The sequence below is a fragment of the Thermodesulfobium sp. genome (assembly GCF_053498235.1).
The window spans coordinates 1-15,669 of the sequence record NZ_JBRCUV010000017.1; the positions used below are offsets into that span (position 1 = coordinate 1).

11 protein-coding genes are annotated in these 15,669 nt (G+C 34.7%); 7 read left to right on the forward strand and 4 right to left on the reverse strand.

All coding sequences use genetic code 11. The annotated features are described in order from the left end of the window. Window positions 1-199: 199 nt before the first annotated feature. Genes ACWIUX_RS01800 through ACWIUX_RS01815 form a run of 4 tightly spaced genes read right to left on the reverse strand, consistent with a single transcriptional unit; the run spans window position 200 to window position 3,382 of the window. Window positions 200-937, reverse strand: a complete 738-nt coding sequence (locus tag ACWIUX_RS01800; protein ID WP_448589013.1) for a menaquinone biosynthesis protein — start codon at window positions 935-937, stop codon at window positions 200-202. 39 nt (window positions 938-976) lie between these two features. After that, entirely contained in the window at window positions 977-1,981 is a 1,005-nt protein-coding gene (locus tag ACWIUX_RS01805; protein WP_448589014.1) for a CofH family radical SAM protein, read from the reverse strand. Continuing rightward, window positions 1,974-2,798 carry an MqnA/MqnD/SBP family protein gene (locus ACWIUX_RS01810; protein ID WP_448589015.1) on the reverse strand — a complete coding sequence of 275 codons (825 nt, stop codon included), beginning with the start codon at window positions 2,796-2,798 and terminating at the stop codon, window positions 1,974-1,976. Before ACWIUX_RS01810 ends, ACWIUX_RS01805 begins: the two co-directional genes overlap by 8 nt. 20 nt (window positions 2,799-2,818) lie before the next feature. Beyond that, a complete protein-coding gene (locus tag ACWIUX_RS01815; protein ID WP_448589016.1) occupies window positions 2,819-3,382 on the reverse strand; it encodes a TetR/AcrR family transcriptional regulator in 564 nt (187 codons plus the stop codon). 249 nt (window positions 3,383-3,631) lie between these two features. Here ACWIUX_RS01815 and ACWIUX_RS01820 point away from each other — a divergent pair, with 249 nt between their 5' ends. The 7 genes from ACWIUX_RS01820 to ACWIUX_RS01850 all read left to right on the forward strand — a co-directional run bounded on the left by ACWIUX_RS01820 (window position 3,632) and on the right by ACWIUX_RS01850 (window position 15,621). Beyond that, window positions 3,632-4,585, forward strand: a complete 954-nt coding sequence (locus ACWIUX_RS01820) for a glycoside hydrolase family 130 protein (protein ID WP_448589017.1) — start codon at window positions 3,632-3,634, stop codon at window positions 4,583-4,585. Continuing rightward, window positions 4,582-6,873, forward strand: coding sequence for a glycosyltransferase family 4 protein (locus ACWIUX_RS01825; protein WP_448589018.1), 2,292 nt, complete (start codon window positions 4,582-4,584; stop codon window positions 6,871-6,873). Before ACWIUX_RS01820 ends, ACWIUX_RS01825 begins: the two co-directional genes overlap by 4 nt. 6 nt (window positions 6,874-6,879) lie before the next feature. Beyond that, window positions 6,880-7,695 (forward strand): type III pantothenate kinase, encoded by an 816-nt coding sequence (locus ACWIUX_RS01830; protein WP_448589019.1) that lies wholly within the window; start codon window positions 6,880-6,882, stop codon window positions 7,693-7,695. A 62-nt stretch (window positions 7,696-7,757) separates the two neighbouring features. Beyond that, window positions 7,758-9,827: an elongation factor G gene (locus tag ACWIUX_RS01835; RefSeq protein WP_448589020.1), complete on the forward strand. Its 2,070-nt coding sequence runs from the start codon at window positions 7,758-7,760 to the stop codon at window positions 9,825-9,827. 36 nt (window positions 9,828-9,863) lie between these two features. Further along, window positions 9,864-11,783, forward strand: coding sequence for an ATP-dependent DNA ligase (locus ACWIUX_RS01840; RefSeq protein WP_448589021.1), 1,920 nt, complete (start codon window positions 9,864-9,866; stop codon window positions 11,781-11,783). Between the two features lie 15 nt (window positions 11,784-11,798). After that, window positions 11,799-12,929, forward strand: coding sequence for a pyridoxal-phosphate-dependent aminotransferase family protein (locus ACWIUX_RS01845; protein ID WP_448589022.1), 1,131 nt, complete (start codon window positions 11,799-11,801; stop codon window positions 12,927-12,929). A 52-nt stretch (window positions 12,930-12,981) separates the two neighbouring features. Continuing rightward, entirely contained in the window at window positions 12,982-15,621 is a 2,640-nt protein-coding gene (locus ACWIUX_RS01850) for an HD domain-containing phosphohydrolase (RefSeq protein WP_448589023.1), read from the forward strand. The last annotated feature ends 48 nt before the right edge of the window (window positions 15,622-15,669 follow it).

Consider the following 15,669-nt stretch of genomic DNA (forward strand, 5'->3'; position numbering starts at 1 on the left):
GTGTACACTTATTCGTTTTCTTATCATAAGCACTCCTTAACACCTCCCGAGCAAGATGCTCGGTTTACTCTAAGAACTCCTTAACACCTCCCGAGCAAGATGCTCGGGTTACTCTAAGAACTCCTTAACACCTCCCGAGCAAGATGCTCGGGTTACTCTAAGAACTCCTTAACACCTCCCGAGCAAGATGCTCGGGTTACTATGATGTTGTTATTAATCTTTCAAGTTCAAATAAACCCTTTAAATCATTTGTGTCGAGAATATATGACATATTTGAATAATACTCTTTTAAAGATGTATTTTTATATTTCCAATCTAAGTTATCTTTTTCAACTTCGGCAAACTTTAAAGCAAGCGAATAAACCTTTATAAAATCTAATAAGAGATCGTTTTTGATGTCTTTTCTTGCAGCGAGTAGTGAGAAAACTGTAGGTAAATTTGTGTGCTTTCTCCAGAGTTCAGATACATCGTATATGAAATTTTTATTTTTGTTCTCCATGAAGTTTAACGCATCATCACCAATAATTACTTGAGCACAGAAGTTGTCAGAATTGCTTGAGAAAATTGGTTCAATTTTGTAGAACTTTCTTAATATACACATTACAATCGTGTTAATAGTGTTTGATGTGTTTGATAACTTAATTATCTTTTTATCAAGGGCTTCTATTGGCTCATCTGAGATGAGAAAAGTGCTCATAACAGGACCATAACAAGAAAGGCCAAAGGGCAAAATTGGCTTAAGTAAATCCTGGTTATTAATCCAAGTTACGGATGATATAGTAGCAATATCTAATTCATTGTTCAATAACATTTTATTTAAAGTTGCGGGATCTGATAGAAAAAGTTTATAACCAATTTTTTCAAATCCAAGTCTTACAGGCAAGAAGTTATAAAATTTTATCAAGCCAAACCTTAAGAAAACCTCATTTGCTGGCATTTTTATCACCTGTTTTTTAATTTTAAGAGTTTTTTATAATTACACTCTTTCATAAATAGAGTTTCTTTCAACGGGTATGAGCCCAATTTCTGTAATCATATTTTTTAGGCTTTCATCTGAAAGCCCTCCTGGCTCAGTTGAACCGCCTTCATGCATAATCTTCTCGTCTACCAGGGTGCCTTCAAGGTCGTCTGCTCCTGCCCAAAGCGCCATTAGGGCTGTATCCTGGCCTATTGAAGGCCAGTATGCTTTTATGTGGGGAATAGATAAAACCAGACGTGAAATAGCTATAACTTGAAGCGTTTTAATGCTCGTTGCTGGCTTTATGTGCTGAAACTTTGTATTTAATGGTTGAAACTTTAGAGGAATAAATGCCTGGAAGCCTCCAGTTTTTTCTTGTAGTCTCTCTATAAGGTTTAAATGATCCAATATGTCCTCAAAAGTCTCAAAGTGGCCGTATAACATCGTTGCGTTTGATTTTAAGCCGAGTTTGTGAGCAGTTTCGTGAATTTTGAGCCACATTTCTGGAGATGTCTTTTTTGTGAGGAGCCTTTTTCTCATGTCATCTTTTAATATTTCTGCTCCGCCACCAGTAAGAGATATACTACCGTGATCTAAGAGATCTTCTATTATTTTCTCTATTGGTTTACCTTCTTCCTTTGCGTAGAACTCTACTTCTACTGCAGTAAGAGATTTTATGGTGACTTTTGGTAATGTCATTTTGATGGAATCTAAAATTTTAAGAACTTCTTTCCACTTTAAATCTGGATTAAGTCCTGAAGTAATATGAACTTCGCTTAACCAGCGTAAATCTTTAAGTTTTAAGACGACATCATCTGGCGTTAACTTGTATGCGTCAAAATCACCTTTGTTTCTAGCAAAAGGACAGAATCCACATCTTTCTATACAAATATTGGTCAGGTTTAGATGTATATTTTTTGCGAAGAAAACGTTTTTGCCATAGAGAGAAAACCTTTTCTTGTGTGCTTCATTAAAGAGATCTAGAGGGTTATTCAATAAATCTTTCAATGCTACATTATTCATTTAATATATCCTCTGGTATATTCGGAATACAAGGAATTAAAGATTTTTCATATGCGAGTTTGTATAATACGTTTAAAGATTTATATAAACTTTCCGAAAACTTTACCGTAAAATCATTAACGTACATATTTACAAACTTCTCTCCCATTTCGAGATTTAGATCTCTTCCGTATTTCATGGCGTAGGCTAGTGCTTCGTTAGGATTTGCTTTGCCCCACTCTATAGACTTTCTCAAGAGGTTAGTTATTGTATTTCTTTCGCTTTTCAAACTTTTGTGAATTACGTTTCCGCCTAAAGGTAAGGGCAATTTATATTTCTCATACCACCATTCTCCAAGGTCTACTACCTTTTTCAAGTCCATATTTTTGTACGAAAGTTGTCCTTCATGAATTAGTAATCCTGCATCTACTTCTGAATTTATTACTTTCTCCATTATTTGATCGAATGGAACAAACACCTCTTTGTGATTTTGTGAATATATGCGAAAGACCAAGGTTGCTGTAGTTAGCTCTCCTGGAAGCGCGATTACCTTGTTTTCAAGAGTTGATAGAGGTTTTTTAGAGATAAGTATTGGACCGTATTTGTTTCCTACACTTGAGCCTACACTCATAAGGTCGTATTTATCTGTAACATATGGAAGAGCGTGATAAGAAATTGCGCTAATGTGATACTTGCCATTTTTTGCCTCTTTGTTAAGGGTTTCTATATCTGATAGTGTTTCTTCTAACTCGTATTTTGATGAAATTTTCCCATGAGTTAACGCATAAAACATAAAGGCATCGTCCGGATCCGGGCTGTGTGCAATTGTTAATTTCATTAAAAACCTCCTAAAATTAGTTATTTTTTTATTAACTTTAATAGTTTTTCAATAAACATATCTGATAAATCAAGTAAGGATTTATCGTTTACAATTGAATCTATGACAAGTTCTGTAATTGATCCTACAATGATGGTTATTAGAATGTGCTTTTCGTTTTCCGCCATTTCTTGGTCAGAAAGCATATTGTAAAATAACTTTTCCAATTTTTTTCTGATGACAAATCTTTCTTCTTCGAACTGTGGGCCAAGGCTAAAGGTTTCAATAAATACAAACTTTGTTAGTTCTTTGTATTTTTCTAGTATTCTAAAACCCTCTTTCAGAGCAGATTTAAAAATTTCTTCGAAATTGCTCCCTTTAGCTTTGTGTTCTATTTTCTTGACCAATTGATCGCTTAATTCTTCTACCAGTTTTATTACTAGATCTCTTTTTCCTGGGAAGTGAAAGTAAAATGCTCCCTTAGAGGTATTTGCATTTTCGACTATCTCATCAACGTTTGTAGAGTGATATCCCTTGTTTGAAAAAAGAGATAGGGCACTTTTCAATATCTTGTTTTTTGTATTGGAAGATTTTTTTGTCTTCATACGAATATAATAACAATATATTCATTTTTTGTAAACCGACTAGTCGGTTTATATAGTATCCCGAATATCTTGCTGAGGTAGTAGGCAGCAAAGGTATTGTTTTTAAAAGGATGCTTGAATTACTTTTGCATTTTGCTTTTGCGATTTCTAATTATCATTGAAAGAATAAACTCTCAACTTTAATATAACTTTAATATATATGATAAAATTAATTAATTCTATCACATATCAGCAAAGATGGGGTGATTTATGGGTACTCATGCTCTTTTTAAAAGATATGAAGGCAATCCAATCATTACAGCAGAAGATATTTCATGTGAAGCACATACTGTGTTCAATCCTGCTGCTGCAAAGTTCGAAAATAAAGTTATTCTTGTTTTAAGGGTTGAAGAACAAAGAGGTTTTTCTTACCTTATAAGAGCTTTTAGCGAAGATGGTATTAACAACTGGAAAATTGATGATAAGCCCTTTATGATTCATGAACCACAGATGGGAGAGCAGTTTTGGGGATTAGAGGATCCAAGAATAACGTATATGGAGGAGTTCGAACAATATTATTTAACATATGTTTCCTTTGCGCCGGGTGGACCGCAACTCTCTTTGGTAACCACTAGAGACTTTGAGAGAATTTGTAGACACGGAAATCTATTTTATCCGGACAATAAAGACGGTGCGTTCTATCCAAAAAGATTCAATGGCAGATGGGCTTTGATTCATAGGCCATATGCGAGAGGAAGAGCAGAAATATGGCTTTCCTTTACTCCTGATTTGAAGCATTATGGAGATCATACTTGTATTATTCCTGTTCGCGAGGGTTGGTGGGATTGTACAAGGGTAGGTATGGGACCACCACCGATTGAAACGCCTGAAGGGTGGCTTTTAATCTATCATGGTGTTAGAACAACTGCTTCTGGTTCTCTTTATAGGGTAGGATTGGCTTTGTTTGACTTAGACGATCCTACAAAACTCATTTGTAGAACCAACAGATGGGTGCTCGCTCCTGAAACTCCATACGAATTGGTTGGTGATGTGCCTGGGGTATGTTTTCCATGCGGCGCTATTTGCGATGACCAGACAAGGGAGATAAAGCTTTATTATGGAGGTGCAGACACTTCAACTTGTGTAGCCTTCTCGACTATAGATGATATTCTTGATTTTATTAAGGAAGACCAAAAAATTGGAAGGACTTTCTATTCGCTATGAGAGGTACTTCAAAAGGCATAACGCCTGATTTTAATGTGGCTTTTGTTGGTACGTATATCCCTAGGCTTTGTGGTATTGCTACGTTTACCAATGATATTGCAAAATCTGTTGCAGAATGGTATCCAGATGATGCCTTTGAAAATAGATATGTCAGGGTAGTTGCTATGTCGAATGGGGTCTACTCATATCCGAAGGAAGTTTTCTTTGATATTAGAGAAAAGTTTAAAACAGATTATATAAAAGCAGCTGAATTTATAAATATTTCAAACGTCAACGTAGTAAGCCTTCAACATGAATTTGGAATATATGGAGGCGAGCACGGCTCTTATGTGCTTGACTTTTTAAAAAATTTGAAAAAACCTGTTGTAACAACGTTGCATACTGTTTTAGAAAAGCCAGCAGAATATCAGAAAGAGGTCTTAGAGGAAGTTTGTGCCCTCTCATCAAGAATTGTTGTTTGTGCTCAAAAGGCTCAGGAGATTTTAGAAAGAGTTTACAGAATTCCTACTGAAAAGATGTCTATGATTTATCATGGAGCTCCAGATGTTCCATTTATGGATCCATCTTACTACAAAGATATGTTAAATCTTGAAGGAAAAACTGTTATACTGACCTTTGGTCTTTTAGGGCCTAGCAAGGGAATTGAATATGGGATAGAGGCGCTTAGTAAGGTTCATAATGATTATCCGAATGCCGTATATGTAGTATTAGGCGCTACGCATCCAGAAGTAAAAAGGATTTATGGTGAAAGTTATAGAGTTGGGTTACAGAAGTTAGCGTATGAAGAAGGTATAGCCGATAATGTAATTTTTATCGATAGGTATGTGTCATTTGAAGAGCTAATGAACTTTTTGATTATGGCTGATATATATCTAACACCTTATCTATCTATAGAGCAGATAGTTTCAGGAACTCTAACCTATGCTATTGCTGCTGGAAAGGCTATAATTTCTACTCCCTATTGGTACGCTCAAGAGATGTTGCAAGACGAAAGAGGTATTCTTGTCCCCTTTAGAGATAGCGATGCTTTGTCTAGCGCTTTAAGAAGGCTTTTAACTGATGTCCCTTATAGAAATAGGTTAAGAAAGAATGCCTATGATTTTGGCAGGAAGATGATATGGAAGAATGTTTCTAGAGAATATCTTGAACTTTTTGATGAGGCAATTAGGTCTTATTCAAAAGAAAAGAATTTTGTCTACGTTTTAGAGAAGGATATATTTGAAAAAGAAAATCTTCAGATAAAACTTCCTCCTGTTCACCTTGCGCATTTAAAATTCTTAACTGATGAAACAGGTATACTGCAACACGCTTTGTATAATATGCCGAATAGGAATCACGGTTATTGTATTGATGATAATGCCAGAGCTTTTATGGCACTTATTTTATATTATGAACTTTTCAAGGATCAGAGCATACTATACCTCTTGTATCGATTTTTGTCCTTTATTCACAATGCGTTTGATGAGAAAAGTGGGAAATTTTTGAACTTCTTAAGATATGACAGAACTTGGATCGATGATTTTAGCGAAGATGCTCATGCTAGAACTCTCCTTGCATTATCCACCGCCATACAATGGCCAGCAGTGCCAGAATTAATCCCTATTTGTGCTACTATTTTCGAAAAGGGTATTAAACAAGTTGTGAATTTTACTTCAGTAAGAGGAATTAGTCTCTCAATTATAGCATGCGATAAATTTGTTAGAACATATCCTGGGGCAAAAGAAATCAAAGATATTTTGATTGATCTTTCTGATAAGTTATTTGCTCTTTATAAGAGTAATATTTCTGATGATTGGATTTTTCCTGAGGACATCTTAACCTATGACAATGCAAGACAACCACAAGCCTTAATTAGAGCGGGTCAACAATTAGGTAACGATGAGATGATTGAATTGGGTATCAAAAGCTTAAAGTGGCTTATTGAGATTCAGACAAATCCGGAAACTGAATACCTGAGCATTATAGGAAATAGAGGATGGTATCCAAGAGGTGCACAAAAGGCTCAATTTGATCAACAACCAATAGAACTAAGCAGTATTTCTTGCGCTTGTATAGATGCATATTTTCAAACTGGTGATAAATACTTTTATAATACTGCAATGAAAGCTTTAAGGTGGTTTTTGGGGGAGAACGACTCATTTTGCCCCGTTGCAAAGGTTGAAACTGGCGGCTGTTATGATGGTTTGGAACCACAAGGCGTTAACAAAAATATGGGGGCTGAGTCAACGATATCGTACTTGATGACATTGTTACATTCATATAAGTTAACTTTTAAAAGAGGCGACTGATATTTTGTGAAAATTGGTATTAGAAAATTTAATGATAGATATGTACCTACTGAAAAAAAGTTTGCAATATTGGCTTTCGATATAGGTAATTCTAGACTTAAATGTTCTTATTTTGAAGATTCGTGCATGAAGTACTACTGTGCTCTCGGGCTAGATGAAATTTTTGTTGATAACAAATTGAAAACTCATATACTTGATAATTGGTTAAAAGAGAACATGATTGATAACAAGACTGTATGTTTTGTTTCTTCAGTAAATTTGGCTATTGAAGAGCAAGTCTTATCCTTTTTAAATTCACGATCCTTTTTTGTAAATATTATTAGACCAAAGGATCTTGTTGGCATAATTGAGGTTGAGTATAACATAGATATGATAGGCATAGATAGATTGTTGCACTCTCTTGGAGCATCACTCTTCTATGGTGATAAGGTTTGCGTTGTGGACATGGGAACAGCAATTACAGTTGACTTGATGAAGGATAATGTATATAAAGGTGGTTTTATAATGCCAGGATTGGATTTAATTTGTAAATCAATGGCTATATTTTTGCCACAACTGCCAAAAGTGGATATTGCTATAAGCCATAAAAATGTTCCTTCAAAGAATACAAGCGATGCGCTAAATAACGGTATATTTTATTCTACAGTTTTTGGGCTTGAGGGTATTGTTAGGTCATGGCATGAAAAATTTGGTGAATTTACAACTGTTTTAACTGGTGGAAGTGCAAGGTTTTTTGAAAGCGAACTGTCGTGGCCGTACTTTCCTCATCTTACTCTTTGGGGAATTTATAAATATGCAGAATATAAAGAATCTCACTTTTAAATTTTGAAATTAATATAAATTAATAAATTAAAATTTTAATAAAATTTGAAAGGGATGGTAATATGGGGAAAACTATCAAAACAATCAGTTTGGCCTCTCACGTTGGGGCAGGGAAAACATCGCTAACTGAGGCACTTTTATTTCATGCTAAAAAAATTTCAAGATTGGGTTCGGTAGATGCGGGGAATACAATAACGGATTATGATGTGGAAGAAATAAAAAGGAAGATGACTCTTGCACTTTCTGTTGTGAGTTTTGAAGAGGAGAATGTGAAGTATAACATTATAGATACACCAGGTTTCTTTGATTTTGAAAGTGATGTTAGAGCCGCAGAAAGCGTATCAGATGCTCTGGTTTTGGTGGTAAACGCTACGAGTTCGCTTGAGGTAGGAATTGAAAAAATCCTAAAGAGACTTAAGAGTAACCCAAAACCCTTTATGATAGCGGTAAACAAAATGGACAAAGAGGGATCGGATTTTTTCAATGCTATAAATGAACTAAGGTCAAGATCTTTAGGATTTAACTTTGCCTGTATGTATCTGCCTTTCGGTAATGCAAGCGAGTTTAAAGGCATGGTTCATGTAATGAGTAAAAAAAGTATAGTTTACGATGCTGATTTCAAATTTCATATTGAGGATTCATATCCTAAGGAACTGGAATCAAAAATCGAAGAAGAACAAGAAAGGCTTAAAGAAGCTGCAGCTGAAGGTGATGATGCAATATTAGAAAAATATCTGGCTGGGATAGACTTAAGTGAAGAAGAAATCGTTACTAGTTTGAAGAATGCAGTAAAACAAGGAAAGACTGCATTAGTGCTGCCTGTTTCTTCTGTAAAAGGTTATGGCATAGCACAATTAGTTAGGGCTTTTGGTTACTATTTCCCAAGTTATAACGAAAGGGAAGTTATAAGACTTTATTGTGATGGTGAAGAAAAGGATTTCTCAATTGGCGCTGATTCTGACCTTATAATACAAATTTTTAAAACAGTGCTTGACCCATTTGTTGGAAAAGTGAGTTTTGCAAAGATTTTAAATGGTTCTTATAAAGGAGATTCTGTTTTGTATAACGTTACAAAACAACAAGAAGAGAGAATAGCTAGTGTTAGTTTTCCGTTTGGTAAAGAACCAACTATTACTAAGGAAGCTGATTGTGGTGATATAATTACCTTTTCTAAACTCCAGTTTACAACTACCAATGATACACTTTCTAGGTCTAAACTTAAATGTGAACCAGAAAAGATAGATTTTCCTAAACCAACCTTTTATATGGGAGTTTACCCTAAAGTAAAAGGAGATGAGGATAAGCTAGGTTCTGCAATTATGAAATTTATCGAAGAAGATCCCTCGATGTTTTATGGGAAAAGCCCTGAGACAGGTGAATTTTTACTAGGTGGATTAGGAGATATTCAGATGGACGTTCTAATGGAGAAGGTAAAGAGAAGGTTTAAGATACAGGGTTCTCTTGTAAAGCCGAAAGTCGCTTACAGGGAGGCTATCAAGATTCCAGTTGTAGCAGAAGGGAAACACAAAAAACAAACTGGTGGACACGGTCAATACGGTCATGTCATAATAAAATTTGAGCCTATTAGTTACGAAGAAGAATTTGTTTTCGAGAGCCAAATTGTAGGAGGAGTTGTTCCAAAACAGTACGTGCCAGCTGTAGAGAAGGGACTTCGTGAAGTCTTGAGCAACGGATATTTGGCTGGTTATCCTGTTATAGGCCTTAAGGCAATCTTAATAGATGGTTCTTACCATGAGGTAGATTCTAACGAATTATCTTTCAAAATGGCTGCGCATCTTGCTTTCAAAAAAGCTATGGAAAAGGCAAAACCAGTTTTACTAGAACCTATAAATTATATTGAAGTAACAGTCCCGAAAGACTTTACTGGTGACGTCTTAGGAGATTTAAATTCAAAGAGAGGAAGAATTCAGGGAATGGATTCTTTGAAGGATTCAGAAACCGTAATAAAGGCCTATGTACCCCAAAGTGAAATTGTAAGTTATGCGATGGATTTAAGATCTATTACTCAGGGTAGAGGTTCGTTTGTGACAAGATTTGATCACTTTGAAGAGGCGCCACCCCTAGTTGCTGAAAAGGTAATAAAGGAAGCTAATGTTGAAAATAATAAGTAATATTTCTAAAAAATTTATTGTAAAAAAGGTTAATAAATGTCAAAAGAAATAAAAAAAACCAACAACTTAGCGAAAGATGAATCTAGTCGGATTACAAGTTCTAGCTTTGTTTCTTTAGCTCAAGTTTTTGAAAAGCTTGAGAAAGAGACATCAAGACTAAAAATGATGGAAATACTAGCAGAATATTTTGAGAGGATTTCTCCTGAAGATATCAAAATTGCAATTTATCTTCTATCTGGAAGAACAGGACCGTCCTTTGATGCTGTTGATTTTGGCGTTGGTGAAAAATTTATCATTGAGTCTTTGTTTAGGATTTACGGTGGGTTTAGGGTTGAGATAGAAGATATGTATAAAGAATTAGGAGATCTTGGATTGGTAGCAAAAAATATAGTAAGTGAAAAAAACAGTAGTTTAAGCCTCTATGAAGTCTTTAACTATCTTAAGACTATAGCTGCTACCTCAGGACCCAATTCTCAAGACAAAAAGATAGAGCTCTTGACTGAGATTTTCGATAAGTCGAGTTCACTTGAGGCACTATATTTAGTAAGGATCATACTTGGTAGGCTTAGATTGGGAGCTCAGGACGCCACTGTAATAGAAGCTTTATCTTTTGCTAAAGTCAAGAGCAAGGATCTAAAACCAAAGATTGAGCGATGTTATAACTTAACCTCTGACCTTGGTTATGTGGCATATATCTTGTTTAAAGATGGAGAAGAGGCCCTTGATTTTGTGCACCCAATTGTTGGAAATCCTATAAGAATGGCATTGGCTGAAAGGATGGAGAGCCCAGAAGAGATCTTCAATAAACTTGGCAGATGTATTGTAGAACCAAAATTTGACGGATTTAGATGTCAGGTACACAAAATTGACGATAAAGTTAAAATCTATTCAAGAAACCTTGAAGATAATACTTATATGTTCCCAGAGATTGTTGAGGCTACAATAAAATGCTGCACTGCAAAAAATTGTATTTTTGAGGGTGAAGCAATTAGCTTTGACCCCAAGACTCTTCGCTTCATGCCCTTTCAAATAACTGTTCAGAGGAAGCGAAAACATAACATTTTGAAAATTGCAGCAAAATTTCCGTTGAGGTTAGAAATATTTGATTTGCTTTATAAAGACGATCTCGATATTACCTCACATCCTTTGTTTGAGAGAAAGAAAATTTTAAACGAAGTCATAGCCAAAAATGACACTATTGTAATAGCTGATTCATATGAGGTTAATAACCCTGAGATGATAAGGAATTTATTTGAAAAATATGTTTCTGAAGGCATGGAAGGAGTGATGGTAAAAAGATTAGATGGAGTATATCAAGCAGGTTCAAGGAATTTTAACTGGATAAAACTTAAGAGATCTATAAAGCAGTCAATTCTTTCAGATACTATTGATGCTGTTATTATGGGATACTTTTATGGAAAAGGACAGAGAATCAAACTAGGAATAGGTTCTTTACTAATAGGATTATATAATCCTGAAAAGGATTGTTTTGAAACAATAGCAAAGTTGGGTTCAGGATTTACTGAGGAAGAATGGGTTGAGCTTCTTAAAAACCTTGAGGAAATAAGAGTAAATTCCAAACCAAGCAATTACATCTCAAAAATAACCCCTGACATTTGGGTGAAACCAAAAATAGTGGTTGAAGTTGAGGCTGATGAAATAACTGTAAGTCCTGTGCATACTGTCGGTAGAGGTGAATTAAACGAAAACTTAACTGAATTATCAGCAGCTACAGGTTTTGCACTTAGATTTCCTAGAGCAAAGAGGATAAGATACGACAAAAGCCCATTTGATTCTACATCGCCAAATGAGATTTTTGAGATGTTTGAAATTTCAAAAAATAAAAAGAATTCAGAGAGATTGAAAAACTTTTCAGAAAGTTCTGTAAATTTAAATTCTACAAAATCATTAAAAAAAACTAAAATTGAGAATAGAAACAAGACTTTGTTTGACTAAGGAGGTCAAATCGCAATGAACAGAAAAAGTATTTTAATGTGTCCTGGCCCATCTGAAGTTCATCCTGAAGTAATTTTGGCTATGGCTAAACCGCTTGTAAGTCATGTTGACCCATCTTTTTTTGCCCTATTAGATCGATTGCAGGATCAACTTAAAACAATATTTCAGACTAAAAATACTTGTATGCTTTTGCCAGGTACCGGAACTTCTGGTATGGAGGCTTCGCTTATCAATTTTCTTGATCCAGGCGATAAAGTTTTAGTTGGGATAATAGGACATTTTGGTGAGAGGATAAGAATTATTGCAGAAAGAATTGGCTGTGAGGTAAAGGTTGTTAGCGCTCCTGAAGGAAATGCACTTGATCCAAACGACGTAGAAAATGCTATAAAGGGTTTTTCGCCCAAGCTTTTTGCTTGTGTTCATGCAGAGACCTCTACAGGTGTGCTTCAACCTCTAAAAGATATTATGGACATTTGCAAAAAGTATGAAGTTTTAACTTTGGTTGATACTGTTGCCTCACTTGGTGGTGTTAACGTTCCTGTAGACGAATTGGGAATTGATATAGTATACAGCGGTTCGCAAAAGTGCCTTGGTTGTCCACCAGGAGTAGCTCCTATCAGTTTTAGCCCAAGAGCCGAGAGTGTTTTGGAGTCCTTGAAACCTAGAAACTATTATCTTGATCTCAGACTCATAAAAAAATATTGGTTGGAAAGGGTATATCACCATACACCCCCTGTGAATCTCTTTTATGCATGTAATAAGGGGTTTGATCTTATAATTGAGGAAGGTTTAATAAACAGATTTGAGAGGCACAGAAAAATTGGGTTAGCTCTGCAAAAGGGACTTGAGGTTATGGGCTTTAAATTTGTTGCACAAAGGGATGTTCAAAATCCAGTAGTAACTGCAATTTACCTACCTCCTGAGATTGAAGATGTGAAATTAAGAAAAATATTATTGGAAGAATTTGGCATTGAAATAGCCTTAGGGATTGCTCAGTTGAAAGGAAAGATTGCTAGGTTTGGAACTATGGCCGAGTCTGCAAGGCCTCAAAACGTTTTATATCTTCTTAGTGCATTGGAAAATATATTAAAGCGTTTTGGGATATTTAAGGAATCAGGTGTGGATGTTGCTTCAAGTATACTTTAAAATAAAGTGATTCACTATTTAATTTAATTTTATTTCAAAGTGGATAAGTTTATTGTCATTTATCGCATATTTTAAAGGTTTTTTGAATTACTTGAAGCGTTTTTGGACAGGGCTCAAACTTTATAAGAAGATGAGCCTTGTTTTTATCGGATTGACTTTAATTATAATCCTTTTGAACTTTATTTTTATGGTTTATGAACAGTCTAAAAGTTACAGAGAATTTTTGAACGTTAATTTCAAGAGCGTTTTAGAGATTGAATCAAATTTTATAAATTCGAAAATTTCAACTGATATATTTCTCCCTTTAAATAACTTAAGTTCAAATTTGGCAGGAGTCGATTTTGGAAAGAATACTTACACAATTTTGCAAAACTTCTTATCCAACAATCAAGCCTTTAACTCAGTCCTAGTCGTTAATACAAAGGGAGATGTGATCTTAGGTGTAGATAGGGAAAAGGGGGTTATATCTCAACACGAAAACATCTCACAAAGGCCATACTTTAAAACCGTTTTAGAAAACAGATCGTTTCTAATGTTTGGGCCAGTTCAACTCGATTCAAAGGATATGATTGTAGCTACTCATCCTATTTTTGGTCGTAATGATAATATTAATAGCTTTGTTATTACATCGCTATCTCCTAAATGGTTTGACTACTTGTCTGACGAAATCAACAAGGGAGTTGAGGCACCTTTTAAGTTTTTTATCATCTCAGGGAAAATGGACTCGATTAGCTTATATCATCCAATTAAATTTAACTTTCCTGTAGAAAACCTTTTTAATAAAAATTTTTTCATGACTTATATTGATGGTGTACGGTTTACCATGTTTTCGAAAAAGATAGATTATACCCCCTTTTTTATTATTGGTGGATATCCTAATTACGAAATAACTGCTAAAATTGAAAAGCTTATCTTAAATTTTTTCTTCCCAATCATTGTTCTACTTATTTTGGCGGGCTATTTTGGATTGATTGTAGGCAAATACCTTTCTTATCCCTTAGAAAACCTGGCGGATGAGGCTGAAAAAATTTCCAAGAATCCAATATCAGGCAAGGCATTTACGATTTTTGAGGGTAAGGATGAAATCGCAAGGCTTTCATTTTCTCTTCAGGTTATGCTTGATGAATTTTATGCTGCCCAACAGCAGTTAAAGGCTACTGAGGAGGAAATTAGATTTGTTGCACAGAACAATTCTGTTTTAATGAAGGTAGCTTCGTATATAAATAGTTTTGACTCTAAAGAAAGGATAATTGAAAGATCTATTGAACTAGTTAAAGAAATAACTCAAGCTAAAGTTGTAATATTATTTTCGATTGATTCTTGTGGACAAAATTTTATAATTAATAATTTTGTGGGCAATTTAAGTGAAAGTCTTTATTCAAAGCTTCTCAAACTTGAAATACCAAAATTTTGGATTGGCCAACAGGTTTTCCTTAATAAAAGGGTTTCTGTAGTTTTTGATTTACGTGCTAATCCAGTTTTAAAATACACAGATGAGATACTAAAAAGCGGTTATTGCTCTGTTATTTGTTCTCCGTTAAATTCTAATGAGATCCCTATTGGCACACTTTTATTATTTTTTGACAGGCCATATGTATTTCAGTCAGAACAAAGAGAATTTCTAATAAGGATATCAGATATGATTTCTCTCTACCTGTCTAGAATTGAAAGAGAGGAAATACTAGAGGATTCTACAAAGATGAATTCATTTTTTAGGGACGTTTCAATAAGGCTTTCTGGAATGGAGAGTATTGATGATACTATTAATTTAGCTATGAACTTTTTGGTTGACAACTTGAACTTTGTATTAGATGCAAGGTGCATATATTTGAATGATGAATTTAATTATAACGATACGCCTAAAACTTGTATTTATTCTGTGCCATTTAATTCCTTTAGAATTTTGCCAGTAAAGAGATTAGACTGTCCAAATTTACCCTCTGATACAACAAGAATAGCAATAATGCCTGTGAGAATTTATAATAAGCCATATGCTAATATAATTGTATATTTAAAGGCATTTGATATCAAGGCGGCTCACTCTGAATTCTTTATGAACTTAAATGATATTCTAAATCAGAAGATTGAAATAACCTTTTCTATTCAACACTCAAAGGATCTCTATAGGGAAGCTCTTGAAAGTATAGCGCAGGCGTTGGATGCAAGAGATCCCTTTTCTGCAAAGCATTCTAAAAGAGTTAGCGACTTTTCAGTAAAATTTGGAAAATATTTAAAACTTGATAAAAAAGATATAGACGTTTTAGGTTTTGGTGCTCTGCTTCACGACATAGGCAAAGTTGGGATTCCAGATAACGTGCTTAAGAAACCTGGGAAATTAACTCAAACTGAGTATATATTAATGCAATCTCATACAGTTGTTGGATATAATATATTAAAATCTATCAAAGAAGAGCTTATGCCAGGGCTTTTGGAAATTGTTTTGTACCATCATGAAAGATTTGATGGAAAAGGATACCCATACGGTTTAAGTCAAGATGAGATACCCTTTCTTGCTAAGTTAGTTTCTATTGTTGATTCTTTTGAGGCTATGACTTCAGATAGACCGTATAGGAAGGGTATGAACAAAGTGGATGCTCTGGCGGAGATAAGTAGGTGTAGTGGCACGCAGTTTGATCCATATCTAGCTCAAATGTTTGTTAAAATGCTTTCGCAAACTTTGGAAGATGAGTAATAATTTGTTATGTTGATAATTTTTTTTAAACTTAAATTTTAAGGAGGG

What these genes read in the sequence shown, in the direction of transcription:
- ACWIUX_RS01810 (WP_448589015.1), bottom strand. Translation starts at nt 2,798, where the DNA reads ATGAAATTAACAATTGCACACAGCCCGGATCCGGACGATGCCTTTATG.
- ACWIUX_RS01840 (WP_448589021.1), top strand. Translation starts at nt 9,864, where the DNA reads ATGTCAAAAGAAATAAAAAAAACCAACAACTTAGCGAAAGATGAATCT.
- ACWIUX_RS01805 (WP_448589014.1), bottom strand. Translation starts at nt 1,981, where the DNA reads ATGAATAATGTAGCATTGAAAGATTTATTGAATAACCCTCTAGATCTC.
- ACWIUX_RS01825 (WP_448589018.1), top strand. Translation starts at nt 4,582, where the DNA reads ATGAGAGGTACTTCAAAAGGCATAACGCCTGATTTTAATGTGGCTTTT.
- ACWIUX_RS01800 (WP_448589013.1), bottom strand. Translation starts at nt 937, where the DNA reads ATGCCAGCAAATGAGGTTTTCTTAAGGTTTGGCTTGATAAAATTTTAT.
- ACWIUX_RS01835 (WP_448589020.1), top strand. Translation starts at nt 7,758, where the DNA reads ATGGGGAAAACTATCAAAACAATCAGTTTGGCCTCTCACGTTGGGGCA.
- ACWIUX_RS01845 (WP_448589022.1), top strand. Translation starts at nt 11,799, where the DNA reads ATGAACAGAAAAAGTATTTTAATGTGTCCTGGCCCATCTGAAGTTCAT.
- ACWIUX_RS01820 (WP_448589017.1), top strand. Translation starts at nt 3,632, where the DNA reads ATGGGTACTCATGCTCTTTTTAAAAGATATGAAGGCAATCCAATCATT.
- ACWIUX_RS01815 (WP_448589016.1), bottom strand. Translation starts at nt 3,382, where the DNA reads ATGAAGACAAAAAAATCTTCCAATACAAAAAACAAGATATTGAAAAGT.